26 protein-coding genes are annotated in these 25220 nt (G+C 46.6%); 17 read left to right on the forward strand and 9 right to left on the reverse strand.

What is annotated here, in order from left to right; all coding sequences use genetic code 11:
• The first annotated feature begins 114 nt into the window (after positions 1-114).
• Complete coding sequence (locus CWE23_RS11785) at positions 115-798, forward strand: YagK/YfjJ domain-containing protein (RefSeq protein WP_126820350.1); 684 nt, start codon at positions 115-117, stop codon at positions 796-798.
• A 63-nt stretch (positions 799-861) separates the two neighbouring features.
• On the opposite strand, the gene radC is transcribed toward CWE23_RS11785, so the two are convergent.
• A complete protein-coding gene (gene radC / locus CWE23_RS11790) occupies positions 862-1335 on the reverse strand; it encodes a RadC family protein (protein WP_126820351.1) in 474 nt (157 codons plus the stop codon).
• A gap of 132 nt (positions 1336-1467) precedes the next feature.
• On the opposite strand from radC, the gene CWE23_RS11795 reads away from it, so the two are divergent.
• From CWE23_RS11795 to csrA, 5 genes are all read left to right on the forward strand, one after another.
• Complete coding sequence (locus tag CWE23_RS11795) at positions 1468-1677, forward strand: AlpA family transcriptional regulator (RefSeq protein ID WP_241970633.1); 210 nt, start codon at positions 1468-1470, stop codon at positions 1675-1677.
• 54 nt (positions 1678-1731) lie between these two features.
• Positions 1732-2286: a hypothetical protein gene (locus tag CWE23_RS11800; RefSeq protein WP_126820352.1), complete on the forward strand. Its 555-nt coding sequence runs from the start codon at positions 1732-1734 to the stop codon at positions 2284-2286.
• Positions 2287-2400: 114 nt separating this feature from the next.
• Positions 2401-3051, forward strand: coding sequence for a hypothetical protein (locus CWE23_RS11805; protein ID WP_126820353.1), 651 nt, complete (start codon positions 2401-2403; stop codon positions 3049-3051).
• An 843-nt stretch (positions 3052-3894) separates the two neighbouring features.
• Entirely contained in the window at positions 3895-4134 is a 240-nt protein-coding gene (locus tag CWE23_RS11810) for a hypothetical protein (protein WP_126820354.1), read from the forward strand.
• 404 nt (positions 4135-4538) lie between these two features.
• Positions 4539-4730 (forward strand): carbon storage regulator CsrA, encoded by a 192-nt coding sequence (gene csrA, locus CWE23_RS14000; protein ID WP_126820355.1) that lies wholly within the window; start codon positions 4539-4541, stop codon positions 4728-4730.
• 9 nt (positions 4731-4739) lie between these two features.
• Here csrA and CWE23_RS11820 read toward each other — a convergent pair whose 3' ends face one another.
• Both CWE23_RS11820 and CWE23_RS11825 read right to left on the reverse strand, forming a co-directional pair.
• The gene (locus CWE23_RS11820) at positions 4740-5081 is read right to left on the reverse strand and encodes a LytR/AlgR family response regulator transcription factor (RefSeq protein WP_126820356.1); all 342 of its coding nucleotides are present in this window, start codon (positions 5079-5081) and stop codon (positions 4740-4742) included.
• Positions 5074-5460, reverse strand: a complete 387-nt coding sequence (locus CWE23_RS11825) for a hypothetical protein (protein ID WP_126820357.1) — start codon at positions 5458-5460, stop codon at positions 5074-5076. The genes CWE23_RS11820 and CWE23_RS11825 overlap by 8 nt, the downstream gene beginning before the upstream one ends.
• 204 nt (positions 5461-5664) lie before the next feature.
• On the opposite strand from CWE23_RS11825, the gene CWE23_RS11830 reads away from it, so the two are divergent.
• Complete coding sequence (locus CWE23_RS11830) at positions 5665-7806, forward strand: DEAD/DEAH box helicase (protein ID WP_198678842.1); 2142 nt, start codon at positions 5665-5667, stop codon at positions 7804-7806.
• Entirely contained in the window at positions 7803-8465 is a 663-nt protein-coding gene (locus CWE23_RS11835; protein ID WP_126820358.1) for a DUF2290 domain-containing protein, read from the forward strand. The genes CWE23_RS11830 and CWE23_RS11835 overlap by 4 nt, the downstream gene beginning before the upstream one ends.
• 16 nt (positions 8466-8481) lie before the next feature.
• On the opposite strand, the gene CWE23_RS11840 is transcribed toward CWE23_RS11835, so the two are convergent.
• Positions 8482-9042 (reverse strand): tyrosine-type recombinase/integrase, encoded by a 561-nt coding sequence (locus CWE23_RS11840; RefSeq protein ID WP_126820359.1) that lies wholly within the window; start codon positions 9040-9042, stop codon positions 8482-8484.
• 225 nt (positions 9043-9267) lie between these two features.
• On the opposite strand from CWE23_RS11840, the gene CWE23_RS11845 reads away from it, so the two are divergent.
• The 4 genes from CWE23_RS11845 (at position 9268) to CWE23_RS11860 (ending at position 12062) form a co-directional block, all read left to right on the forward strand.
• Complete coding sequence (locus CWE23_RS11845) at positions 9268-10158, forward strand: DUF4747 family protein (protein ID WP_126820360.1); 891 nt, start codon at positions 9268-9270, stop codon at positions 10156-10158.
• A 2-nt stretch (positions 10159-10160) separates the two neighbouring features.
• Positions 10161-10775, forward strand: coding sequence for a hypothetical protein (locus CWE23_RS11850; protein ID WP_126820361.1), 615 nt, complete (start codon positions 10161-10163; stop codon positions 10773-10775).
• A gap of 78 nt (positions 10776-10853) precedes the next feature.
• Complete coding sequence (locus tag CWE23_RS11855) at positions 10854-11099, forward strand: helix-turn-helix domain-containing protein (RefSeq protein WP_126820362.1); 246 nt, start codon at positions 10854-10856, stop codon at positions 11097-11099.
• Between the two features lie 3 nt (positions 11100-11102).
• The gene (locus CWE23_RS11860; protein WP_126820363.1) at positions 11103-12062 is read left to right on the forward strand and encodes a BstXI family restriction endonuclease; all 960 of its coding nucleotides are present in this window, start codon (positions 11103-11105) and stop codon (positions 12060-12062) included.
• Between the two features lie 4 nt (positions 12063-12066).
• Here CWE23_RS11860 and CWE23_RS11865 read toward each other — a convergent pair whose 3' ends face one another.
• The 4 genes from CWE23_RS11865 to smrA all read right to left on the reverse strand — a co-directional run bounded on the left by CWE23_RS11865 (position 12067) and on the right by smrA (position 16159).
• Positions 12067-13167 carry a DNA-methyltransferase gene (locus tag CWE23_RS11865; protein ID WP_126820364.1) on the reverse strand — a complete coding sequence of 367 codons (1101 nt, stop codon included), beginning with the start codon at positions 13165-13167 and terminating at the stop codon, positions 12067-12069.
• Positions 13168-13277: 110 nt separating this feature from the next.
• On the reverse strand, positions 13278-14501 hold the full coding sequence (locus tag CWE23_RS11870) for a tyrosine-type recombinase/integrase (protein ID WP_126820365.1): 1224 nt from the start codon (positions 14499-14501) through the stop codon (positions 13278-13280).
• A 197-nt stretch (positions 14502-14698) separates the two neighbouring features.
• Positions 14699-15562: a YicC/YloC family endoribonuclease gene (locus CWE23_RS11875; RefSeq protein ID WP_105307484.1), complete on the reverse strand. Its 864-nt coding sequence runs from the start codon at positions 15560-15562 to the stop codon at positions 14699-14701.
• Positions 15563-15571: 9 nt separating this feature from the next.
• Positions 15572-16159: a DNA endonuclease SmrA gene (gene smrA / locus CWE23_RS11880; RefSeq protein WP_105307485.1), complete on the reverse strand. Its 588-nt coding sequence runs from the start codon at positions 16157-16159 to the stop codon at positions 15572-15574.
• Between the two features lie 127 nt (positions 16160-16286).
• Here smrA and rph point away from each other — a divergent pair, with 127 nt between their 5' ends.
• The gene (gene rph, locus CWE23_RS11885) at positions 16287-17000 is read left to right on the forward strand and encodes a ribonuclease PH (RefSeq protein WP_105307486.1); all 714 of its coding nucleotides are present in this window, start codon (positions 16287-16289) and stop codon (positions 16998-17000) included.
• Positions 17001-17018: 18 nt separating this feature from the next.
• Positions 17019-17660, forward strand: a complete 642-nt coding sequence (gene pyrE / locus CWE23_RS11890) for an orotate phosphoribosyltransferase (RefSeq protein ID WP_105307487.1) — start codon at positions 17019-17021, stop codon at positions 17658-17660.
• A 200-nt stretch (positions 17661-17860) separates the two neighbouring features.
• Here pyrE and CWE23_RS11895 read toward each other — a convergent pair whose 3' ends face one another.
• A complete protein-coding gene (locus CWE23_RS11895; RefSeq protein WP_105307488.1) occupies positions 17861-19540 on the reverse strand; it encodes a cyanophycinase in 1680 nt (559 codons plus the stop codon).
• 409 nt (positions 19541-19949) lie between these two features.
• Here CWE23_RS11895 and CWE23_RS11900 point away from each other — a divergent pair, with 409 nt between their 5' ends.
• From CWE23_RS11900 to iadA, 3 genes are read left to right on the forward strand one after another with little or no spacing between them, the layout of a single operon-like run.
• Positions 19950-22547 carry a TonB-dependent receptor plug domain-containing protein gene (locus CWE23_RS11900; protein ID WP_126820366.1) on the forward strand — a complete coding sequence of 866 codons (2598 nt, stop codon included), beginning with the start codon at positions 19950-19952 and terminating at the stop codon, positions 22545-22547.
• A gap of 11 nt (positions 22548-22558) precedes the next feature.
• Positions 22559-24004 (forward strand): putative basic amino acid antiporter YfcC, encoded by a 1446-nt coding sequence (gene yfcC / locus CWE23_RS11905; protein ID WP_126820367.1) that lies wholly within the window; start codon positions 22559-22561, stop codon positions 24002-24004.
• A gap of 3 nt (positions 24005-24007) precedes the next feature.
• Complete coding sequence (iadA, locus tag CWE23_RS11910) at positions 24008-25180, forward strand: beta-aspartyl-peptidase (RefSeq protein ID WP_126820368.1); 1173 nt, start codon at positions 24008-24010, stop codon at positions 25178-25180.
• The last annotated feature ends 40 nt before the right edge of the window (positions 25181-25220 follow it).

Raw genomic sequence — 25220 nt, forward strand, 5'->3', positions numbered from 1 at the left:
GTAACCAGTACTTAGCCACTGATATCGGTAAGCCTCAAAGCTTACCGTCTGACTGATGGTTAAAAATTACAGGATCAGATCTCATATGAACCCATAACGAGATAGAGGTCTGAAATGACAAAACGTAACACCAACAACCACAACCACACGCTACATTACGATGCTGAATATGCGGGCTTTGATTTACATACCGCTAATGCACCATACATCCTGCCGTTTCTAGACCGCTTCCATACGGTCATGCAGCGAGTGCTTCAGAGCCATAAGCGAGTACTGGCAGTAAAGTTCGACCTGCACCTACCTACTCATACGAACCCTTACCTGCAACGTAACGCGATTACGGAGTTTATTGAGCGAGTTAAAGCAGGTATCGTTAGCTACCAAAACGCTGTAGCACGTCGTAATCAAAGGGTTTACCCAACGGAGGTCGAATACGTTGCTAAAGTTGAGCAGACAACAGACAGCGAATTAGAGCATTACCATGTCGTACTATTCACTAACAAGGACACGCTATACCCAGTTGGTAACTTAAGCCATGAGGACCCCACCAAGCTGGGTCAAATTATCCGACAGGCGTGGTTAAAGACGCATGGGTTATCGGCTGATTCGCGGGTAGCGCTCCTTCACACATCAACGCCAGTGTTTAGGGTTCTGCAAGGACCACTCAGCACATATGACCCAGTGCACAGAGACGCATTTCTGCACTTTAGTTACCTGTGTAAAGAGAAGACGACTAAATACCAGGGCAAGCGTCAATCGTTTTACAGCAGCAATGCAAAAAATAAAGCGCCAGCATAAGTCACCAAGCAACGTAAAAGAGGCCCAGGGAAAACCTCTTCTACGCGCTTAGCGGCATTACAACTACAACAATCCCCTTTCAGCAAACGAAACCGTGTCTTGGCCTACTACAATGTGGTCAAGCACGGGGACGTCTATGTGATTGAGTGCATCCTTGATACGCTTGGTCACACGCTTGTCAGCTTCCGATGGCTCAGTCACACCCGATGGGTGGTTGTGCGCCAGGATGACAGCAGCTGCGTTTTGCTGCAGCACTTCCTTCATCACCTCACGGGGATAAACCGGGGCGGCGTTAATGGTCCCAAAGAACAACTCCTTGTACTCAATCAGGCGATGCTGCGAGTCCATCAGCAGGATGGCGAACACTTCACGCTTTTGATGCGCCAGCTTGTACCTAAGAAAGTCTTTGGCCGCAGACGGACTGGTAAAGCCCTCCCCCTTTAAAAACTTTGTCTCGAGTATCTCAGACGCTTTATTCAGCACATCAACCTCAGTCATTGGCCCATTCGTTACATACTCAGCGTTTTGCTCGTGCATTTTGTGTCTCCATGTTTTCGATTCTTGTATGCACGTGCGTGATATAGGCCTGAAATACGGTGGATTCGTTGTTCATGGTTATTCGTTACAGGATCTCCCCATCCTCTGAGACAAACCAAAGTAGAGGAATTCATGATGAGATTTTTGCGACTGAATGAAGTGAAAGAGCGAGTTGGCCTCGGGCGCACCTCGATTTACAAGCTAGTCAATGAAAACAATTTCCCAAAACCCGTTCATGTCTTAGGGCGGAACGTTGCCTGGATAGATTCAGAGATAGACGAGTGGATGATGCAGCGCATTGCCGACGAGCGAGGTGACGCCGTTCCCAACATCAATTACTAACCCTTCATTACTCAATGGCACCACTTAGCCGCCACTTATCACTCGGAGAAAATTATGATTATACGCCTATTCACGCCTATGGATATCATCAAAGTACACAACGCAATGCACCCCGAAACGATTCATCAACCGAACTTTGCTCAACTGGTCGATATTTGCGAAGCCATTGACCGCAAGTATGGTGATTACAGCGTTAACCTAGACTCGACATATTCAATAGCCGCCGAATATGGGGTGCGTTTGGCACACCTCCACTGGACGGAGGATATCAACCGCGCCTCTGAAACGGCTTTCGCCGTCTGTCTGCTATTTTTAAACCAGTACGGTATACCAATGAAAGGTAACGACCAGATATTGTTCAACGTCATGCGTGATGGCTGGACAACCGTTGACAAGTTTGCACCTCGACTCATGTTAGAGTATGCGAACACTATCATTAATGACTCAGTTGAGCCTCTAACCGCTGGAGAAGCGCTCGAAATGACAAAGCGGTCAATACAGTCGACAATTCGGCTTCGACCGCTGACAAGAGGTTTACCAAGCTTACGGAAACACTTTACGGTATCGGGCAGCAAAGGAGTTCAGTGGGATAACTTCGTTAACGACTAACTCATTGAATCTGTGAAAGTAAGCAAGTAATGTCACCCTCTCGCACTGGGGTAATTAACCAACACTAATCATCAAATCGATTACTCCAGTTAAACCAAAACAAGGAGTAACGTTTTGAAATTTGATCCCCAAGAAGGTTATATAGCCGGACTTCGTCACGAATCAATGCCATATATCGACGTATTCGATACAGCGTCTAACAGCATGACGTCCATGAGGTTAAACGAGGCTTATGATGCCGGAGTACAGGTGGCTGAACTCAATGTTACGCCAGTGACTAAAGAGTTTTTAATGGCTATCAAAGACTCAGTGAATTCGGCAAAGTGGGATGCTGATTGCGAACGAGTAGTAATGACACAATTAGGATCGGTATCCTACAGCCATTTAATTGCCGCCGTGCAAGCACCCGATCCATTTGTTTTCATTGCATCGTATGCCTACCAAGCAAATAAATATGCACCCAAAGCATCTGAGTCAGCTAAGTACTTCAGGGAATACCTTGCACGCGTCGTGACAGTATATTTACAGTCTAATGGCTACTACATGCCAAACACAATCTATCCCCTTCTGATTCAAGCTATTGCTAGCGCTTCGGCGACACGGATCGACAAGATCATCAAAGGCATGCACATTCAGATAGGTATCAAGACATTGGAAAAATACCTGAACGAAAAAGAGCAGCTAAGCGACGGTGTCCCAGCAGTAACAGTAAGAAAAAGAATTCGCGCAACTGATGCAAAACGATATGCCGAGGCATTAGATTGATATCAATAGTTAGCAATGCCTGCGGACCAACACAACAATAACACTGATAAACACAACAGTTACTGAAACTCGTCATTGAAAATTAAGTCTGGCTGGGCTAGCGTTGACTGTTCCATTAGTTAACTTAAGGAAGGCACATGGAACAGTTTACGTGTGACAAATGCCAGAAGCTATTCACTCGACAGCAACTAATAGATAGTGTCGGCACATATCAAACTATCGACTCGGACACTAGAGGCTCTGGTGAGGCGGTATATCTGAAAGGCGAAAACACAGTAGAGTGTGACTGCGGTCATCAAATATCAGTTCAACATGAGCATTGGGACTTCCCCGTTGGAGTTGAACCAAACATTAAAGACGATGAACAGCTTAAAGTGAGTGGCGCTTCTAGTATATACAAATAGTGTAAATGGCTCACATAGTTTTTGTGAGCCTTCCCCGTTTTAAAATTGCCTATCGGCAACCTGCCAAAAATATTTTCGGGGACAGAACCCCCCATTTAAAGGATAAAAGCAACACTATTGCTTTCAGATGTAACGGTTGCTAAAAACCAGTAAATTCATGCACTTGACGGCCTATCTGCTTTGCTGACAGTCTATCTTCCTACCTACATCAAAAGGAGATTTACGATGTCACAAGTCAAGTGCCCTGAATGTCGAGGTCGAGGTGAAATTCCATGTCCACTCGAATACGGAGGAGGCCCCCACCCAGAAACATGCCCGACGTGTGGCGGAGACTCTCGTGTTCGTATCGAGTGTCTATATTGTGATGGCAGCGGAAAAATTGACGACGAATAAGGATTGTCGCGGAGTTCACTGCTCCGCATTACATTGAGGGATTACAATGGGGTTTTGGGATACTGTATTTAAAGTCGGCAAGGAAGTTCTCTCAACGACGTCAGAGCATGCTTCTGACGTATCTGACGAAGTGAAGCGCCTTCGAGGAAAAAGCGACCGAGAGCTATTAGATATCGCTAAAAAGCCTCTTTGGAAAACAGAGGGCAAGGAGCAAAGCGTAGCTAAGAGTATCTTGAGAAAAAGAGGGTACTCCGATGCTCAAATGAAAAGTAAAGATGACCAATAACTTTGATGGTAATTTTTTCTTAAAAGGGCTTGAAACTTGAGGGCATTACAGCCTTTGGCCCTCATATCAAAACACTAATTTTTACAGCCATCCTTTTTACAAGTGACCTTGTCGTTAGTGTTCTTCCAGTGAGAGGCGTTTTCCCGAGTGTTGAAGCCACAGCCCGTTTTACCACCCTCTTTTCCTTTATGAACTACGCTCTCGCCGCTTGGTGGTGAGTGTCTTACATTCATATCATTATCCTTAACGCTATTTGCCTGTATTGGCGCTTTGAGCTTAGTACATCACTCTCATTTGTAAACGTGGGCTTTTTTTGATCCAGAACGTTGTCGCTAAAATAAACAGTAGAAAATTCGGGTGAATAGGATATGTTAATTATGGATACCCACTGAAATGGATTTCATATGCTCATACTAAGCCGAAGAGCTTCCGAGAGTCTAACGATTGGAAGCGACATAAAAATCACCGTCCGTAGAATAAAAGACGGGCAAGTTAAGCTCGGGATAGATGCCCCAGCAGACATACCAATTTTACGGGATGACGTTGTTAAAAACGTACCCAAAACAAAAAATAAGCCCAGGGTTCAGTCTCCCTGAGCTCACTACTTACAAACCAAGATCAAGCATAAGCTGGCGCTTGTAATGCCCTCCCAATGGAAGCACCGTCTCGTCAGCCAGCTCGACTTCCTGGTAGCGACCAAGTTCAGATAGCAGCTTTCTCAGTTGGTCACGTCGCACAATATGGCTGCGATGAATTCGGATGAACCTGTCATCAAGCATGGCTTCCATCTCGGATAAAGTCGCACGATGAAGAACACGCTCATTACCGAAGTAGATTTTCACGTAGTTACCAAACGCTTCAATACGCTCAATAGACGCAATAGCGACAAACCGAACTTCACCGGGTCGGGTTTTCACTGCAATAATGTTTCTGCTCATCTTAGCCATGATCAGTCCTCTCCATGACTAGATCAGCGTCAATGCTATTACCTCCAGCTAACTTGATTGAGGAGCTACCTTTAATCGAGTAGTCGTTGTATACCGCAAAAATTAGAGTCGTACTGAGCCCGATAGCGACAATCGCAGTGATCAACGTACCGGTTGATAGTGTACCGATAATACCTGAGCCCCATCCCAGCGGGTTCCAAAAGTTAGTTGCAAATACACCTACTGACCCAATAGCTAAAGCAAAGGCACCCGACGATGCTGACTTAATTGTTTGCACATCACTCGCAAGTGCACGGCTTTTTATGACGATCCTTTTATCACGCCGATCTATTGCTTTTTCCAGTTCGGTTTTGGTGTGGACTATTGTTACATCCGACATAATTAATCTCCTAGTGACAGTTAAGTGACTGCAGCTGTAACTGCCAATGGGTGATATATTCCTGAAAAGAGGTTATTTACTCACAATTTCAGAATACTATTTTCAAGTAGATATTAATGTTCTAGATGCTAATATGAGCGATAAATTTCATCTCAAAGCCTTGCTGTCAGCCATTAAAATGCATGTTAGGCCAATTTGGAGTGTATGATGATAAAAGTGGTTTGGGGATCAAACCAGTCAGCCCCCGTCGTATCTGAGCAACTCGCTAATGAAGTTCAAAAGCTAACGCAAGATGATGGCTATTTGTATATAGGTTACCCTATAGTCGGGACTCCTAGAGGTCCTATGAAATGTGATGCTCTCCTTTTAAGCAAAACTCACGGGTTAATTGCTTTTGATCTTGTTGAAGGGAAAGAGCTTGACGACTTTGAGGGACGACAAGACGAAATAGCGACAATGCTTGAAGTAAAATTAAAACCCTTCCCAGAGTTGAAAGATCGTCGTAACCTTAAGTTCGCTATAAATACAATAACATTTGCCCCAACCGCAAAACTGCCTCAAGTTTCAGAGGATTCAGTTTCTCGAGTAGCGAATTTAGAGAGCCTACTTGAAGAAATATCGGTTTTATCGTGGCAAACCAAAGAAGATAAAACTTTCGAGCACCTTACTGCAGCGATACAATCGGTTACTAGCTTGAGAGCAGGTTCCTCTAAACGCCAAGGAGTCTCGCCTAACTCTTATGGTGCAAGGCTAAAAAAGCTTGAAGAGTCTATTGCAAATTTAGATCAGCAGCAGTCTGAAGCTGTGATTGAGAGTGTAGAAGGCGTTCAGCGTATTAGAGGCTTAGCTGGCTCAGGAAAAACCATTGTACTCGCCTTGAAAGCTTCATACCTACATGCTCAAAACCCCGACTGGAACATTGCTGTAACATTTAATACTAGATCGTTGAAAGATCAATTTCTCAGGCTCATCAATAATTTCACCATTGAACAAACCGGTAGCGAACCAGACTGGGATAAGTTACATATAATCAATGCATGGGGGGCGCCTGGCAGAGCCACCAATGATGGTTTGTATCACAAATTTTGTGCTCAACATAACCTAACTTATTACGACTATACCTCTGCTAAAAATAACTTCGGAGCTTCATCCGCGTTTAACGAAGTCTGCAAAATTGCTTTGTCTGAGTTTCAAAAAACTGATTCGCAAGAACTTTATGACTCAATATTAGTTGATGAAGCTCAGGATTTTCCCGCTAGCTTTTTGAGAGTTTGCTACCAGTTTCTAAAGAAACCTAAACGGCTTGTGTACGCCTATGACGAATTGCAATCACTAACAGGTGCTACAATGGCGCCACCAGAGGAGATCTTCGGGAAAAATAGCGACGGAGCACCGCTCGTTACTCTTGAGAGTGAAGGAAGTACTATGGGCAAAAGAGATATAATGCTCAAAAAATGCTATCGAAATTCACGCCCTCTTCTCACATCAGCCCATGCCCTTGGATTTGGGATCTATAGAAAAAGCGGATTGATTCAGTTCTTCGATCAAGATGAGTTGTGGACCGATGTCGGTTACACGGTTAAATCGGGAAGCCTAAGCGGTAACTCTAACATCGTACTCACTCGTACTGAAGAAACGAGCCCGAAGTTTCTAGAGCAGCACTCATCTGTAGACGAATTAATAGATATTCGAGTCTTCGACAATCAAGATGAAATGGATGAGGCTTTAATCGAATCAATAAGAAAGGATATTAGCGAAAAAGAACTAAAACCAGAGGATATTTTGGTAATCAATCCAGATCCATTCACAACAAAAAAGAATGTTGGGAGGATTAGAGCTGATTTAATGGATTATGATATCAATTCAGAGCTTGCCGGAGTCTCTACATCTAGGGACACATTTAAAGTTGAAGGGGCAGTCACTTTTACAGGAATATTTAGAGCCAAAGGCAATGAGGCCGGTATGGTCTATGTTATCAACGCTCATGACTGCAACAATAGTCAAATTCCCAGTAACTTAGCATTGGGCCGGAATCGGTTGTTTACTGCAATAACTCGAAGTAAGTCGTGGGTCAGAGTTTGGGGAATAGGCCCAAAAATGGAAGAATTAAAAGATGAGTGGCAACGGCTTAAAAGTAATAACTTTGAGCTCAAGTTTAAATATCCAACTGATCAGCAAAAGTCGCAGCTCAAACTAATAAATAAAGACTTAAGCACTAGCGAAAAAACAAAAAAAATGCGCTATATGAGGTACTTGAATGAACTTTCTGAGGCGATAACAAATGGAGAGATCGAACCAGATGAAATTCCTTCAACAATTCGAGAGCAACTAAAAGCGCTTAAATGAAGTACTTAGAAATTCGTAGACAAGCAGAGATTATGATTGATAGGCTGATAGAATCCAGCTTATCTGTACGGCAGTTTCGTCCCTCAACCGGCACAGGGGCTAACTCTAAAACCTACGGAAGTATAAAAGCAGTAAGAGAAACTCTAGCTATGAAGTCGGTTCCTTACCAAGATATATATGACAGCTTACTTGAAAAAAACTCTTACCACGTAATGATGGTAGACGGCTCATTATTAAGTTTTCAGTACACATTTAATGCCGGTGGGGAACAGCTAGAGAAGCATCGACTAACCTATTTCCCCAGCCCTAAGCTTCCCGAGTATGATCAACTTTACGAGGAATATCTTTGTGACGATATTTATATAGATGCACACGATGAAAGCTTAGTAAAATTTCCGATGCGATTTGACTATGATCCGGTAAATGCAAGAGGAATAATGCATCCGGCATCTCACATGACTCTCGGACAATATACAAATTGCAGAGTGCCAGTAACCATGCCAGTTACCCCAAGAAAGTTCATACTTTTTATCGTTAGGAATTTTTATTTTACTGCTTACAAGGCAAACAAGAACCTGTTTGACAAGTCGGCTCCTTTCGTTACGCCTGTAACCGCAATTACTGAAACAGAGCGGCAGATTAGTCACTTCATAATTTAATGCTAATCTCCAAAAATTATATTTCCAACTCTACAAAATCCCGATCAACATCTTCCTGAGTAATTCCGATATAACGAAGCGTCACAGCTTCAGAGCTATGACGCAGCATCTTCATTACCCTTGCGATGTCGTTTGTGTTTTTATAAAGGTGGTAGCCTCGGGTTTTTCGCATTGAATGAGTTCCAAGTTTAATGCCAACCTCCTCCCCTATCGCCGCGAACGCACGCGAAACGTAGCGGCGGCTAATCGGGGCCTCGTCCAAGCCTTTGGACCATTGATTTCGATAGGACTGGAACAAGTAAATATGGTCTGGATGCTCGTCTTTAATACGAGCAACAATCGATCGTGCCTTTTCGTTCAATTTAATGGTTGCTTGTTTCGATGTCTTCCCTTCAACCAGAGTCAGACGCTCATCGTGTATGTTTTCAAACTTGATGGATAGTAAATCTGAAATCCGTAACGCCAGATTCAAGCCCACATCCCAAACGTCGGCAATTTGCTGACCATAGGTTCGTTTGAGAAGGTAGCTAATCAGCTTCACGGTATCCAGATCTTTAACCGCTTGTACTTCGGCCATGATCGGGTTCCTTTTTTGCTGTAAAACGTGATTTTGAGTACTTAAGAGGGTATAAAGGGGGAAATAGCCCGTTTTTAGTGGGTTTGCTTGTTCCCGTTATTGTATTTTGGGAACATAAAGGTAGAGCCTTTACCTACTGAATAATATATATCTGGGATTCTGTTGTTTGATAGGCGCTGGCTTAACGGCACTTTTTTCTTTCTTCAATACAGGACAGGGACTTAAATGGCGAAAATCTATTTTTTCAATACTCAGGTAAAGCCGTTGAAAACATCGGATGGTTTCATAGGAGAGGCAGGTTATAACGCAGTATTCGAATTTTTATCTGATTCTGTTTCAGAAGCAGTGAAAACTAAAAAATTACATAACCTGGGAAGTAAGCTTTACAAGTCAAAATTTCACCTTGTTTTCAGGAAGGTCGAGGTGCTCGATGGGTATGCTCAAGGCTTGATTCGCAAATATGACAAGATCAACTCGTTAAAGGATTTTTATACAGACAACCCTATATACGAGGCAGCACCAGGAGAAGCAGCTTCGAGCAGCGCAACAGATTTCAAATTTGTTTTCGACTACTCAAGCCATATCCTCGCGATAGAAGACGTAGACAACAAGTTCCCTAACCCCTCGTCTGTTGAGCAATCAGTTATCGATCTTTTAGAGCCTTTTGTACACAGGCATAGATCAGATGCGTCGACATCCTGCAATGTTCTAAAGGAGACATCTTCCCTCAGTAGACTCATGAATTCTGATGGTTTTAAGTCGATAAAAATTGAACTTACTTTTTCTAACCCGAACGGCTTAGAAGATGAGTTCGAGGCTGAAATAGAAAAAGATTTAAGAGATCGAAATGTAGACAAGTTAGTCGTCCAGGAGAAAGCGGCAAGCGGGGGGCACATTACTGAGCTTAACCACCGTGAAAAAGCACTGTTCAAACTTGCTGGTAGATTTGGGGATGCTTCCGCTCGTTTTCTTAATGAAGAAAATAAGCTTGAAACGTATCAAATGAAGGAGCACCCCGTAAAAATCCAATTACGTCATGGTCGTAAAGATACTACAGAGAGCATTTTTGGAAAAATTAAAAGTGCCATTAATTCAGCTCTAAACCGAGCAAGTTAGCGATGACTGATACCCGGAAAAGCATAGTAAAATCGGTTTTCCGTCTCCCTATAATTGGACCGTGGATTAAACACGCGAATTCATATGTCTGGCAAGGTAAAGGCGATTACACTTGGCGCTTAGCTCCATTGTCAAAATGGGCCCGTTCAATTGGCTCCGATATCGTTTCTGCAGCTATATTTTCGTTAAGCTTGGAATTAACTATCTGCTATTTTCAGCTCAATTCAATAGATTACAGTAGCCTAATTCAAGAGTTTTTCCCAAGCTTCATCGGCTTTGCAATCGGGGTATATGCACTAACTTTCATTCTACCCTCTACTGTAACAAAGCAATCGTTAAATGAGGGAAGGAAAAAGTATGAAGCACTACCTTCTAACCTTGGCTATCCGATAATTAGTATTATTTTTATGCTTTTTGCTTCAGTTATACTCACCATTTTTCCTCAAACACGGTTAGTAACTTCAATTCAAGGGTTCTTGCTCGTATATGGTTTTATGCTAATGATTGAAATTACTTCGTTAGTTACAACCATAGGAAGAGCTCAAGTGAGTCAGCGACTAAGTTCAAATACAGATGACGCAACCCGTGATCAAACACCAAAGAAAGACCCAAGATAACAAGCATGTGACTTATAGTCCGTAGACTTAAAGTCCCTATAGACTCAGCATAAAAGAACTAAAAAAGGAATAAACTCGTTGCCATCCAAGCTAATACCCGCTGTAGCAGAAACCGTTAAGAGTTTGAGGAAGTCCTCAGGCCTTACTCAAGAGGAGCTAGCCGCTGCAGCAGAGCTTGATAGGACATACATCTCTGGCATAGAGCGGGGCGTTAGGAACGTATCTTTATCGTCGATAGAAAAATTATCTAACGCTTTATCAATGACGTTGCCAGATTTCTTCGACGAGCTTCGAAACGTGCTAATACAAAGGGACGCTGATTAAAACATGGCAAAGTTACCTCAACTTCTTCAGAGAAAAATATATAAAACTGGACAAACTCGGGGGGCGGATGATGATGTCATATACCAAAACCGCGTAAATCGTAATAGCACCGTGCTAATTCCTTTATCGCTTTTCACTAAATACGGTAACCCTCCGCAGGGTGAAGAAGACTTCGATAATGGCTCAATCGTTTTACTAACCCCAGAAGAATATTTCACTGACGAAGATATTACTGACAAACTTGAATCTATGGGTTTAGAGATTGGGGTAAATGCGCTAGTTTTCTACCAAAAAAGAGTAGATTGGATGCAGTTCCCTCCGCTGGAGTCATGGCAAATCCCCACCTCCAGGACGGCTCCTCTCGGCGGGGAGTATGTAGCAAGAATTGCCGGCACAACAGCTCAGGAAAATGGTGACCCAATTCGTTTAGGTTATACAGAAACAGGGTTAAAAGGCGCAGGAATCAGGCTATATGAGTACTCGAGTCGAGAAACTATTGCACTTTGTCGGTCTCAGCTCGAACTTTTGTATTGGCTATGTTTTGATTCCCTTGAAGCTGCAGAAGAGTTTGCAATGTTGAAGGAAGAAGCCGAGTCAAGGCGTGAAGAATGTAAAAAGAAAGCAGAGTCTAAAGAGCTTTCAAATTACGAGCTTATGAAAAAACAGAGAATGGTTAACGAAGAGGGCTTCACTATTTGTCCTTTGTGCATGGAGCCATTGTCTGCGAGAGGTTTTTACGCACGAATGGCTCAAGCTGAAGGCCGTGAAGTTCACGACCTTACTGTTACAGAAGTAAACTTATTTCACATAAACGAAGTTAAATATGGCGATTATAACCATAAGCCATACAACTTGGGTTGGGGCCACCATCATTGTAATGTCGTAGTTAAAGACTCAGGCATTGAAGAAACTTTAGACTGGATGGCCGAAGTTTTAAAGCGCAACAAGAAGCTAGAAGAATAGCTTCTTAGGTTCCCTCTAATGCATATTGTTGTGTGACAACAGAATCTGTTTCTGTGTTAGTTGAGTCCACATTTTCTACGTTCGGCTGTGTATGATCACTACTCCTGCCAATTTGGTTGTGAGTAGTAACCTTTCTAATACTTGACTCGACCCAGTCTTCATCAATTTCAATGCCAATCGCATAACGGCCCTCATCCAAAGCTGCCACTAGCGTGTTACCAGAACCCGAAAAGCAATCCAAAACTATATCGTCTTCAAATGTAGACGATCTTATAATGTGAGATAGCAAGTCAAGCGGCTTTTCTGCGGGGTGTTTACCTTTGTACTGTCTTACGGAAGGAAAGTGCCAGACATCTGTATACTCCACATCGTTATTAACGAAAAATGGACGGACTACATCCTCATAAGGTGGCATGTAGTCAACTTTGTCTGTTCCTAGAATAGCCTGTCTTATTTTTTCATATTGCTCTCTGCTTGGCGTATTTCTTCCTGCCTCCCAATTCGATACCGCGCCACCGTGATTGACTTTGCCGTAAGCTCCAACCAATTCAGTTAACTGATGGCCACTCAAACCGGATTTTTTTCTTGCTTCCCTCAAAAAGTGAGCAAAACATGAGCGGTGTAGATTACCATCTAATGCAGGTTCAGCGAATATTATTCGTTCAGAATGACCATACCACTGGCGCAAAGAAGACTTTTTCATTTTTCCTTTCCATCCGTCATAACCCGGTTGGTTTGGTTTGGTCCATACTACGTGCGACAGAATATTATATTGCTCACTAAATAGCACTTCGATACGAGCAGCCATCTCGGAGTCACAAAAACAGTAAAGAGAGCCGTTCGGCTTCAAAATTCTGCGCCACTCTTGAGCATACTCTCTTAGCCAATTTAAGTACTCACCATCCTCCTTAAACCGTGTATCTCCTTTTATATTCTTCTTTTTTGTTACATGATACGGGGGATCCGTCAGTATTAAAGATACCGATTCACTAGGCAGCTTACGCAAAATCTCAATCGAGTCGCCATGGTAGACGGAGGCATTACCTTCAATAAAGGTAGGGGTCACTGATTCGGCTATTTTTTTGAATGTAAGTGCTCGGGTCATTTTTCATCCGTCATTAAGATAACTTTGCAATTCTAGTAGCATTTTACACTAGTTCTCACTTTAATCGTCTTCTCTTTGCATTATTCGGTAGAGAAGGGTTTTGTATAGTTTCATAATAAATCTCTCAGTTGTAACGAAAGCTTAGTAAGGGCACTTTTTCGTTCCTCAAAGTAATCATGCCGATCATAAATCCCCTCAATTCCCTTCAGTTTGTGATTGAGGCAGCGCTCAGCAACATGACCAGGAACACCAATACTAGCTAATAGTGTTCGGCATGTCCTTCGTAAATCATGCACTCTGAAGTACTCCATGTCTCCCATTAGGTTAGGAGGGTTAGTATTCTTACCTGGCTCGTAACCAAACATTTTCCCAATTGCGCGGTTCAGCGTATCTTCCCCCATATGAGGTCTCTTCGCTTGTCTTCGACTAGGTAATACATACTCTGAATCTGAAGAGCGCACTTTAAGCTCTGTAATCATTTCTAAGGCCAGTTCCGGTAAAGGTATGGTAAGGCCTACCCCAGACTTACTTCGTTCTTTAGGTAATTCCCATATGGCCTTATCAAGGTCAAACTCGCTCCACTTAGCCTCACATATCTCTGACTTTCTTACTCCCAGCAAAACTAGCAAAGCACACGCAAGGTAGTTATCTCGAGTGAATACGTGTTGATGCTCGCGAAAAGTTTTAAATGCTGTCGTTACTTCATCCAGTGTTAAAGCTCTATCACGACTTTTCTCTACCCCACCAGCATCACTGACCTTAAATGAACTTGCTGGGTTAGCCCCCACAACATCTATCTTAATCCCATGGTTAAACAACTGCTTGCAGTATAGGAGCGCGTCATTCGATATGGTTGGACGCCCGGACTCATTGATTGATGTGATGATCCTACGAATATCTCTCGCAGTCACTTGGTCAAGGTTCAACTCTCCAATTAAAGGGGCTATGTCCTTTCGATAAACTCTTTCAGGGATATTCCAATGTTTCAGCCGTTTACGGTTGTCTTCCTGCCAGTCCTCAAACAGATCGTTAACTGTTTTAATCTCCTGCATTTCAGACTGCTTTTTGAGCGCCAGCGGATTTTGTCCCCCTCGCACCTGCTTCATTTTCAAGGCGGCTTCTGCCCTTGCCTCCGCAAGGGACAAGTCAGAATACTTTCCGAGAGTCATTTCACGACGCTTTTTATTGAAGCTATAGCGAAGCATCCAGTAGGGGATTCCAGGTCCACCTGAAGTTGTGGCCGGAACAACAAAATATAACCCACCACCATCAGGGTGACGCCCTACCTTATTCTTAGCTAGGGACTTAATCCCATTAACCGTTAATTTTGCCAACGTCTTGATTCCTATGGTTTTACTTAACCAGGCAAATTACCCACCACCTGAATATTTACAAACCATAGCACACCCACCACCTTACCCACCATATTTTTCTGGCTACCCACGAAAAAAAGCGAATAACCGCGAACAACCTGAAGCTAAAAACCCTTAATAATAAGGGTTCTGCGGTATGACACGAACACAAGCGAACATCACTCAATATTCTGGATCTGCTCACGCATCTGCTCAATCAACACTTTCAAATCCACGGCGGCGGCGGTGATGTCGGCGTTAATGGATTTAGAGGCGAGGGTGTTGGCTTCGCGGTTGAACTCTTGCATCATGAAATCGAGGCGACGTCCGCACGGCCCACCTTTTTTGAGGATTTTGCGGGCTTCTTCTACGTGAGCGTCCAAACGATCGAGCTCTTCAGCAACGTCGACTTTTTGCGCCAGCATGATCATTTCCTGTTCAAGGCGCTGAGGGTCAAGTTCGATTTTCGCTTCTTCGAAACGGGTTAGTAAGCGCTCACGTTGCCATTTCATCACTTCTGGCATACGTTCACGGACAAAAGTTACCTGTTTACTGACACCATCAAGGCGTTCCTGCAACATCCGGTCAATGGCCGCGCCTTCGCTTTTGCGGTTATCAATAAAGTCAGCGGTGGCTTTATCCAGCGCCTGCAAGATTTCATGTTGCAAAGCGTCCATATCCTGCTCTTCGGCGCTCACCACGCCGGGCCACTTTAATACGTCAATCGGGTTGAGTTGTCCGGCCGCCGCGTGCTGACTGACCCATTTAGCACCGGCAATAACACTTTTCGCCAGCTCTTTATTGATCGATAGTTCGGTCTGACGTGTTTCGTCCATGTGGACATACAGCTTGCATTCGACTTTGCCGCGCTGCAGTTTTTTACGGAATTGATCGCGCAGGGTGTTTTCCAACGCACGGAAGTTTTCCGGCAAGCGGAAAAAGGTTTCCAGATACCGCTGGTTTACCGAGCGTATCTCCCACGTTGCGGTACCCCAATCTGCTTTATGTTCGTAGCGAGCATAGCCCGTCATACTTTGAATCATGGTCTTTCCTTATTTTTTCGCGTGTTTTTCGCGATTTTTTTGTTTCTGTTCGGCGTTTTTCTTCAGCATCACATACACTGCACCGCGGCCACCGTGCGGTCGTTGCGCGCTGTGAAAGGCTAATACCGGCGGCATCTCGCGCAACCATTTGTTGGTGTAACTCTTTATTAATGCCGGATGCGGCTTGCTGTGTTTGCCCTGGCCGTGAATCACCAACGCGGTACGGATACCAGCCTGGTGACAGTCCTGAATGAAGTTAAACACCGCTGTACGGGCTTCCCGTAGTGTGTGGTGGTGCAAATTCAGGCTCGCCTCCATCGCATAACGGCCTTGTTTAAGGCGTTTAAAAACACCGGTTTGCACGCCATCACGTTGATATTCAATCACTTCGTCCGGCTCAACCAGCTCAACGTATTCGGTCGAAAGAAAATTCACATTTTCCTGTTCTTCCGCTTCCGCCGCCCGACGCCGCTCCTTCTGCGCTAATGTCGGCTCAAACGCTGTGCGGATATCCGCCACCTCATCGCCGACTAAGGGCGTTACATCGTTCATTTCCTGGCGGAACAATTCAAACTCTTCGTCATCTGAACGCGACATACTGCCTCCCGCTCATCGTTGCTTGTCGTATAGTGTAATACGTTGATGGAGGTTAAGCGATCCATTAACTGCACGAATTTGCTACAATACGTGCTCATAAACCTTCAAGCCAATCACAGGAGATGCCATGCGTCCAAGCGGCCGTACTGCCCAACAAATTCGTCCGGTTACCATTACTCGCAATTTCACCAAACACGCGGAAGGCTCAGTACTTATCGAGTTTGGCGATACCAAAGTACTTTGCAATGCTACCGTTGAAACGGGCGTACCACGTTTCTTAAAAGGTCAGGGACAAGGCTGGGTAACGGCTGAATACAGTATGCTGCCACGCTCGACGCACACTCGTTCGCAGCGCGAGGCCGCACGTGGTAAACAAGGCGGCCGCACCATGGAAATTCAACGGCTGATCGCCCGTTCTCTTCGTGCCTGCCTCGATTTAAAAGCGCTGGGTGAGAACACCATTACGTTGGACTGTGATGTGTTACAGGCTGACGGTGGTACCCGTACGGCGTCGATCACCGGTGCCTGTGTGGCGTTGGTCGATGCAATTAATTACATGCGCAGCAAAGGCTTAATTAAAGTGAACCCATTAAAGGAAATGGTTGCGGCCATTTCTGTCGGCATCGTCAATGGCGAACCGGTCAGCGACCTCGAGTACATTGAGGACTCAAAAGCAGAGACCGACATGAATGTGGTCATGACCGAAGCCGGCAAGTTTATTGAAATTCAGGGCACCGCCGAAGGCGAAGCCTTCAGCTACGATGAAATGCAAAGCCTGGTGGAAATTGCCCGCCACAGCATCAAAGAGCTGATTGATATCCAGAAATCGGCATTGGCGTAAGCGGTCAGGAGTCACACAGTGAAAGACTATCAAAAACAGTTTATTGAGTTTGCCATCGAGCGAGGCGTGCTAAAATTTGGTGAGTTCACGTTAAAATCAGGTCGCACCAGCCCGTACTTTTTTAATGCGGGTTTATTTAACAAAGGTTCGGACCTTGCCAAGCTGGGACGCTTCTACGCGGCCGCACTGATGGATGCAAATGTCGACTTTGATGTGCTCTTTGGCCCAGCCTACAAGGGCATTCCCATTGCTACGGCAACCGCTGTAGCATTATACGACCATCATCAGAAGGACACGCCGTACTGTTTTAACCGTAAAGAAAAGAAAGACCACGGCGAAGGCGGTAACCTGGTCGGCGCTGAACTGACCGGCAAGGTCATGCTGGTGGACGACGTCATTACCGCCGGCACGGCCATTCGTGAATCCATGGAAATTGTCGAAGCCAATGGCGCCAGCCTGGCCGGTGTGCTGATTGCACTGGATCGTCAGGAAAAGGGCAAAGGCGAATTGTCCGCCATTCAGGAAGTGGAACGCGACTTTGGTGCGACCATTATCTCTATCGTTGGCCTTAATGACATCATCGAATTCTTGAAAGACGATCCGGAGTTCAACGAGCACTTACCAAAAGTACAAGCCTACCGCGAGCAATACGGCGTGTAGGTTGCGCCTTTGGCGCAACACAAAAGCGGACGGGGGAGGATTGCTGGGCATCTTAACCCCTTTTTCAAAAGACGCCCGCAAGTACGTCCCTGTAGGGCTTGACTGGCGCCATCCCTGGCGCCAGACACTTTTGAAAAAGGGGGTTTTCGATGCCTTAACGCAATCCACCCCCGCCCACTTTTCAGCGCGATTAACGCAGGTTATAGCTGCTCTTCTGGTTGGTAAGCAATACCAATTTTGCCGTTAATGATTTGACATTCACCACCTGCGCTGGCCGTACGGCTGCTGTCATCGATGCGTGCAACCAGACGGTAGTCGTTATTTAATAACGTCATTTCTTTACGATCGCCACACAATACTCGCATCGAATCGATTAAGCCGCGATCACTCAAGAAGTTGGTGGTTGGCTCGGTTTTAACGATGTTGCTGCCTTTCGAAAACTCTGCCGTTTGCAGGCCAAACGGGTTCATCATACCGGACGCTCCAGCGACCAAATAATGAAACGTTGCCGCGACGGCGTTTGCTGCACCTTGCGCATGTTCGACGAAGAACACCCCACGTTCACCGATGATATCGAAATCGCCTTTTTCCAGATTTACCAGCATGGCGGTATTCTCATCAATACCGATGGATAGTGGCGTGGTGCTGTCAGCAGCTAATCGAATTAAACGGCCCTGCCGGCCACGCTCTGAGAAGTGTGTATCCAGGCTGGCAAAATGAAACAGTGCCAGGCCACCAAACGGGTGATAAGTCAGCGTATCAGGGCCGGTATTAGCCGGGCAGGTGTTATCCAGGTCACAGCCGAACGGCGGTGGATTGGTGGCGACGCTGCCATCTTTAATTGCCGATGCTGTGGTACCGTTGGAAATCATTGGTTTTGCGGTTAACACCGCAGTACCTGCGCTGGTTCCGCCGACCACCAGCTTCTTCTGCTGGACTCTGGCGACGATCATACGCAGTAGATCTGATGGGCTGTTATCGTCCTTGACGAACGTATTACGTGTCAGGTTCTGGTCACCGCCATTAAAAAATATCGCGTCGGCATTGGCGAGCATTTCATACTCTGCTTCCGCGGACTTACAAAATTCTACCTGTTGCTGGTAATCGTCACGATGGACCCGATCCCGATCGTACGCACCGAGCACTTCTTCCTGAACCTCGTTGAGTTCGTCACAACGGCCTTCTGCGCGCGCTTCAACCACCGCTGAATCCAACGGCAACCAGCGTGCATCGGCGCCAAGCTGGGTAAATAAGCTGTGATAGAAATCGATGGCTTCATATGGGTCACGAGAGGCTGAGGTTGAAAAGTAAACGACCGGCTGCTTACCTTCTGCGACATTTTGAGCGGCAATGTCCATGAAGCGGCGGTACAGTGATGCAGCCTCTTGGTTCAATGATTCGTCGACATTGACCACTTCCGGGAAGTCACTCGACATCGGTACTTCCAGCAGATCAATGATCTTCGCATACTCGGCGTCAGACAGCAGGTTGTACGTTGGCAGTGTCGCCCGGCGGGTAAACTCGCGTTCGAAAACACGCTCGGAGATGATGTCTTCATTCACCCGTTCGTGAATCAACTCCAAGGCATCGACGACTTTCTTCCGGGTTTCCTCACGGTAAGCGCTCCAGACTCGGTCAGAGGTGGCCTCAAGACGAAATTTCTCGGATAGATTCAAATAACGGTCAGTGCGCATTTTTTCGCTATCAATCCAGTCAACCTCATCACAGTTGTTGGAATTAAAGCTTGAGCACAACGTCAGTGCACCACCTGCCATGAATAAATGGCGATAGTTGTCGTCATTTTCCTGAGCTACCGCGCTCGACATTCCGGCTGCCGTTAATGCAGCGAACGCAAGACTTTGAGTAACGCGCTTGAACATAAATTCAGACCTCTGTTGATACATCACCGCATACGTAGAGCGACACTACTATGCTATTTAGTAAAATTGACAGCCTTTCACGCTAATGCTATCCCTATAAAACAGTCAATGCTGACTGCGATAATAAGAACATTATAACGACTATGCTGAAAAAAGCTTATCAACTATCCAGCTATCACTACGATAGCTTCTACTTGTCAGAATGGTTTGACGAATAGGCCACGGTAACCGCCCGGTTACTGCGGCGAGCGTGTGTCGAATCACCTCTTCCGCTTTGGCTATCTAGCCAACTCATCGTTATTCATGAGCCGCCGTCTGTCCGATTTGTGACAGGACTCGTGACATAAAATTCCCTGCCGTTGAGCAGGTTTCTCTAAAAATAATTAAAAAACCACAAAGGAGATTTATTATGTCCAAGTGGAGTCTGATCGTACCCGTAGCGGGTCTGTGCCTATCCCCGATCGCGGCTGCTATGCAGCAAGCGCAGGACGCACAACAAACCGAACAACAACAAGACGTTGAAACTATCCAGGTCACCGGTTCACGCCTAAAAGGGGTGGACATGGAAGGTGCTAATCCAGTTCAAGTATTTAGCCAGGAAGATATTGTCGATCGTGGTCACCTTACCATCGGTTCGTTTCTGCGCGATTTACCTCAGGCGGCAACAGCCGGCACGTTTACCACCAACGGCAACGTCGGTGGTGCTGATGGTGCGCCGGCGGGTTCAGCCGGGGTTAGTTTACGAGGTTTAGGAAGCAGTTCGACATTGGTGCTGGTTAACGGTCGCCGTGTTAACGTCAGCTCGTTTGCCAATGGCTCCGATTCGTTTGTCAATGTGAACAACATCCCTATGGCGGCGATTGAACGGGTGGATGTACTCACCGACGGCGCGTCCAGTGTCTACGGTTCTGATGCCATCGCGGGTGTCATTAACTTTATTCTACGCGATGACTACGAAGGCCACGAACTCTCGCTGATGTACGGTGATGACACCGCCAGTTCCGATGCCAGCCGTGTCAATGCCACTTATGTCGGTGGTTTCTCCACCAAGAATTCAAACACCACGGTCATTCTTGATGTGGTCAAACAAAATGCTCTATTTAACTCAGACCGCCCCATCGATGTTACTTATGAGTCAAATACCTTTGTTGAAATCGACGGCACCGAATACGCCGAACCGTACTGCAACGACGGTACCGCGGTAGCCGGCGAGCGTTGTGATTATGACTACGTCATACAGCGTGCGATCCAACCGGATTATGACAACATGGGGGCTACGCTCAGTCACATTTATCGTATCGACGACACCACTGAGTTTTTTGCTGAAGCGATGTACCAACAGAATGAAGGGCACGCCTACGATTCGGGTGCGGCCTTTTCGGTTACCGTTCCTGCTGACTCACCGATGATTCCCGATTGGGCTAAGCAAATCGATCAGCAGGACGGCAGCGAAGACCCTATCTATGTTGATTCCCGTTTTCCGGATCGCCGAACACAGAGTTACACCGATGAATCAATCCGGGTATTGGCCGGCCTGCGTGGTGAATTCGATTACTGGCAATGGGAAACCGCGTTAGCCTACGGCAAGACCGAAAATGAAATTCTGCATACCGGTGGCTTTTATTCAGTAGCCGCGGTCGATGCGGCAACGGCGGCTGGCGAGTTTAATCCATTCAACTTGGGGCGTGACAACAGCGAGGCTGTGCTGGCATCGCTACGCACATTAGCGCCGCGTCGTGGTGAATCGGAGCTTACCTCTTTTGATTTTAACCTCAGTGGCGATCTGTTCCAATTACCCGCCGGCTACGTTAAATCCGTCTTTGGGGGCGAATATCGTACCGAAGAAATTTGGGATAATCCCGCTGATATTGCCGCCAACAACGGTGTGTTTGCGTTAGGTGCGAGTCAGGCCGCTGCCGATCGTGACCAGTATGCTGTTTACGGTGAGTTTCATGTGCCGTTAACCGATACCATTGATACCATTTGGGCGTTGCGCTATGACCATTATTCCGACTTTGGCGGCGACACCAATCCAAAAGTATCGATTCGCTGGCGTGCAACCGATGATCTTGTCCTGCGTGCTTCGGCAAGTACGGGTTTCCGCGCGCCATCGCTTAACCAGTTGGGTGCCGGAACGTCATTATCCGCGGCCTATGTTGACTGTGAAGCAGGTTCTCCGTATGCCAGCTTATGTGGTGACAATGGCGCAGCGTTGGGCGAATTAGAGCTGGATCAGGAAACCATCGGTAACCCTAATCTCAAAGCCGAAAACTCAACCGCCTATAATACCGGTGTGTCATGGAACATTACTGAAAACTGGCAAGTTACCGCCGATTACTGGCGTTACGACCATGAAGATATTGTCGATATCGATGCCAATACAACGTTGGACGCCTGTGTTGCCGGTAACGCGCCTGTGGTCAACACCATTGCTGAATTAAACGGTGAGTTTGGCTGTGTGGTCGATGGTGACGGTGATATTTTTTATATGCGCACCGGCTACTTTAATGTTGGTGAGCAAACCACCGATGGCCTCGACATCAACACCAATTACGATCTCGACACAGACGCTTATGGCCAATTCAAATTGTTTGCAACGGCCACAAAGACCTTCAGTTATGAGCGTAAGGCCACCGAGGATGCCGAACCCGAAGACTTGCTCGGTCGTTTGAGCGGGGCTGCCGAAATTGCCCGTCCTGATTTTGTTGCCGACTTCGGTGTGCAGTGGTATCAAGGCGCAATTGATGCCAGCCTGATCGGCCATTATGTCAGCAGTATGGGCGACGGTGACTTCCAGTGGGGCGGCAACACTGAGGTCGATTCCTGGCTAACCTGGAATGCCAGCTTTGGTTATCAAATTATGGACAACCACAAACTGTTGTTAACGGTCAGTAACCTGTTGGACGAGGAGCCTCCTTATGCCTCATCGCCAACCAATGGCTATGCGTCGTCAATTCATGACTGGATGGGACGTGAAGTCGGTTTACGTTACACCGTTAACTTCTAACGGCAAACGCGATGACAAATCATAACCAAAAGATGGCCATGCCCGATGCGTTGGTCATCTTATTCTTCGTTTCATTGTTCGCAGCACTAACCGCCTGGTTAGTGCCTGCGGGCGCTTTTACGGTACAAACCGTTGAGCAAGACAGTGCCAATGGCACAACCTCAAGAACCGTTATCGAACCCGGAAGTTTTCAATACGCCGACGAAGCATCCAGTGCACCACCGCTATTTGCCGAAGGTGGTGACATGGGCCTGGCTAATGTTGCCTTCGAAGGGTTGGTGTCCGGCACCAAATGGGGTTCTGCCATTGGCGTTATTGCCTTCATTCTTATCGTTGGTGGCTCCTTCGGTATCATTTTAAAAACACAGGCCATTGAGAATGGCGTATTGCGTCTGATTCAAAAAACGCAGGCCTTTGACCGCGCGTTTTTAGTCGCCATGTTTCTCTTATTTTCACTGGGTGGCGCCATTTTTGGTATGGGAGAAGAAGCCATCGCATTTTGTCTGGTGCTGTATCCGGTGATGCGGTCGTTGGGCTATAACGCCGCCACGACGGTACTCATCACCTATGTTGCCACACAAATTGGCTTTGCTACGTCATGGATGAACCCGTTCAGCGTCGCCATCGCTCAGGGCATCGCCGAAGTACCGCTGTTGTCCGGTGCTGCATACCGCGGTTTATTGTGGTTCTGCTTTACCTTGCTGGGATTGGTTTTTACGCTGCGGTACAGCGAACGAACCAAGTCACAGGCGGCGAGAGGCCAGGCGGAAACCATCAACGCACGCTTTAGCGCCACCGACGGCAGTATTTTATTGGTGTTCTTGGTTGGCTTAATTTGGGTTATCTGGGGCGTAACCACCCGTGCCTATTACATTCCCGAAATTGCCGCACAATTCTTTGTTATTGGGATTATTGCCGGTCTCGTAGCCATAGTCGGTAAACGCTTGACAGCCAATGGTGTCGCTGACGCGTTTAATCAGGGCGCTAAAGACTTGTTGCCGGCGGCTCTAATCGTAGGCTTTGCCAAAGGGCTGGTTCTGCTGCTTGGCGGCGACGACCCGGCTACGCCATCAACACTAAATACCATTTTGCACCATACCAGTAACGCCATCGGTGATTTTTCAGCCGCCAGCAGTGCGGTGTTGATGTTGGTCTTCCAGTCGGTATTTAATTTCTTTATTGCATCCGGTTCGGGTCAGGCGGCACTTACCATGCCGCTGATGGCACCGTTATCGGACCTCGTCGGTGTCAGTCGTCAAATCGCCGTACTGGCCTTTCAACTTGGTGATGGGCTGACTAATATTGTGATTCCAACGTCTGCTTCATTAATTGGCTGTCTCGGCGCCGTCAAATTAGGCTGGGGTGACTGGCTGAAAGTGATTTGGCGCTTCCAGCTTTTGCTCATGTTAATGTCTGTCGCCGCCATCGTTATCGCTGTACTGATAGGATTTAAGTAGTTTATGTTAACACTGATTAAAAACGCCCGTGTTTTTTCACCCGCCGATCAGGGCCTAAACGATGTTTTGATGGCCAACGGTAGTATTGCCGCTATCGCACCTGAGCTGACCTTAACCGGTTCCGGCGTTGACGTCGAAACGATAGATGCAGAAGCACGCTGGCTGGTGCCGGGCTTTGTTGACCCGCTCGCTCACTTTAACGGTGGCGGTGGCGAGGGTGGTTTTCACACTCGCACGCCGGTTATGCCAATTACCGACGCCATTGAGGCAGGTATCGCAACCATGGTATCCGGGCTTGGCACCGACGCGTCGACCCGCACCTTAGAAGATATGCTGGCGAACGCCCATGGTTTGTCCAACCTGGGCTTAACCACCTATTGCTATACCGGCAGCTACCAGTATCCTGTCGTGACCGTGACCGGCAGCATTCGCAATGACCTTATCCTGATCGATAAGATGATAGGCATTGGTGAACTGGCGATCGCTGACAAGCGCGGCTCACAGCTTACTGCTGCCGAACTCGCCCGGGTCGCCAGTGAAGCAAAAGTTGGTGGTTTGCTGAGCGGGAAAGCCGGCGTTACCTTTTTGCATGTCGGCGACGAACAAAGCCAACTCTCTCTTATCGAGCAGGTAACGCAGGACTTCGACGTTGACGTTAATCAGTTCTATCCAACTCACATTAATCGCCACACCGGGCTTGTGCAGCAGGGAGCTCACCTTGCCAAGCAAGGTATGATGCTCGACCTTACCTGCTCGACGACACCCGAGCTTGTCGCTGAAGGGGAGATCCCGGCCGCTAAATGCGTCGCGAAACTGCTTGATCTTGGTGTCGCTGTCTCACAGATCAGCATCAGTACCGACGCCAATGCCAGCCTGCCGGACTTTGACGCCCATGGACAATTACGAGGGTTAAAGGTTGGTCGCGCCGTCAGTCTGCTAGAAACCGTACAGGAATGTCTGCGTGACGGCATTCCACCGGCAACGGTTTTTGCTGTGGCGGCCAGCAATGCGGCTAAGCGGCTTAAGTTAGACCACAAGGGAACCATTGAAATCGGTGCTGATGCCGACCTCAACTTGCTGTGCCCGGACAGCTTCACACTCACCGATGTCTGGTACCGGGGTCGTAGGATGATGAATAATGGCGAAATTTTGCAACGTGGATATTTTCAGCCGTAAACTGGTATACTGACTCGGTCTTATTCTGTCATCCAAAGAC

This window comes from Idiomarina aquatica (assembly GCF_003987185.1).
GTDB classification, from domain to species: domain Bacteria; phylum Pseudomonadota; class Gammaproteobacteria; order Enterobacterales; family Alteromonadaceae; genus Idiomarina; species Idiomarina aquatica.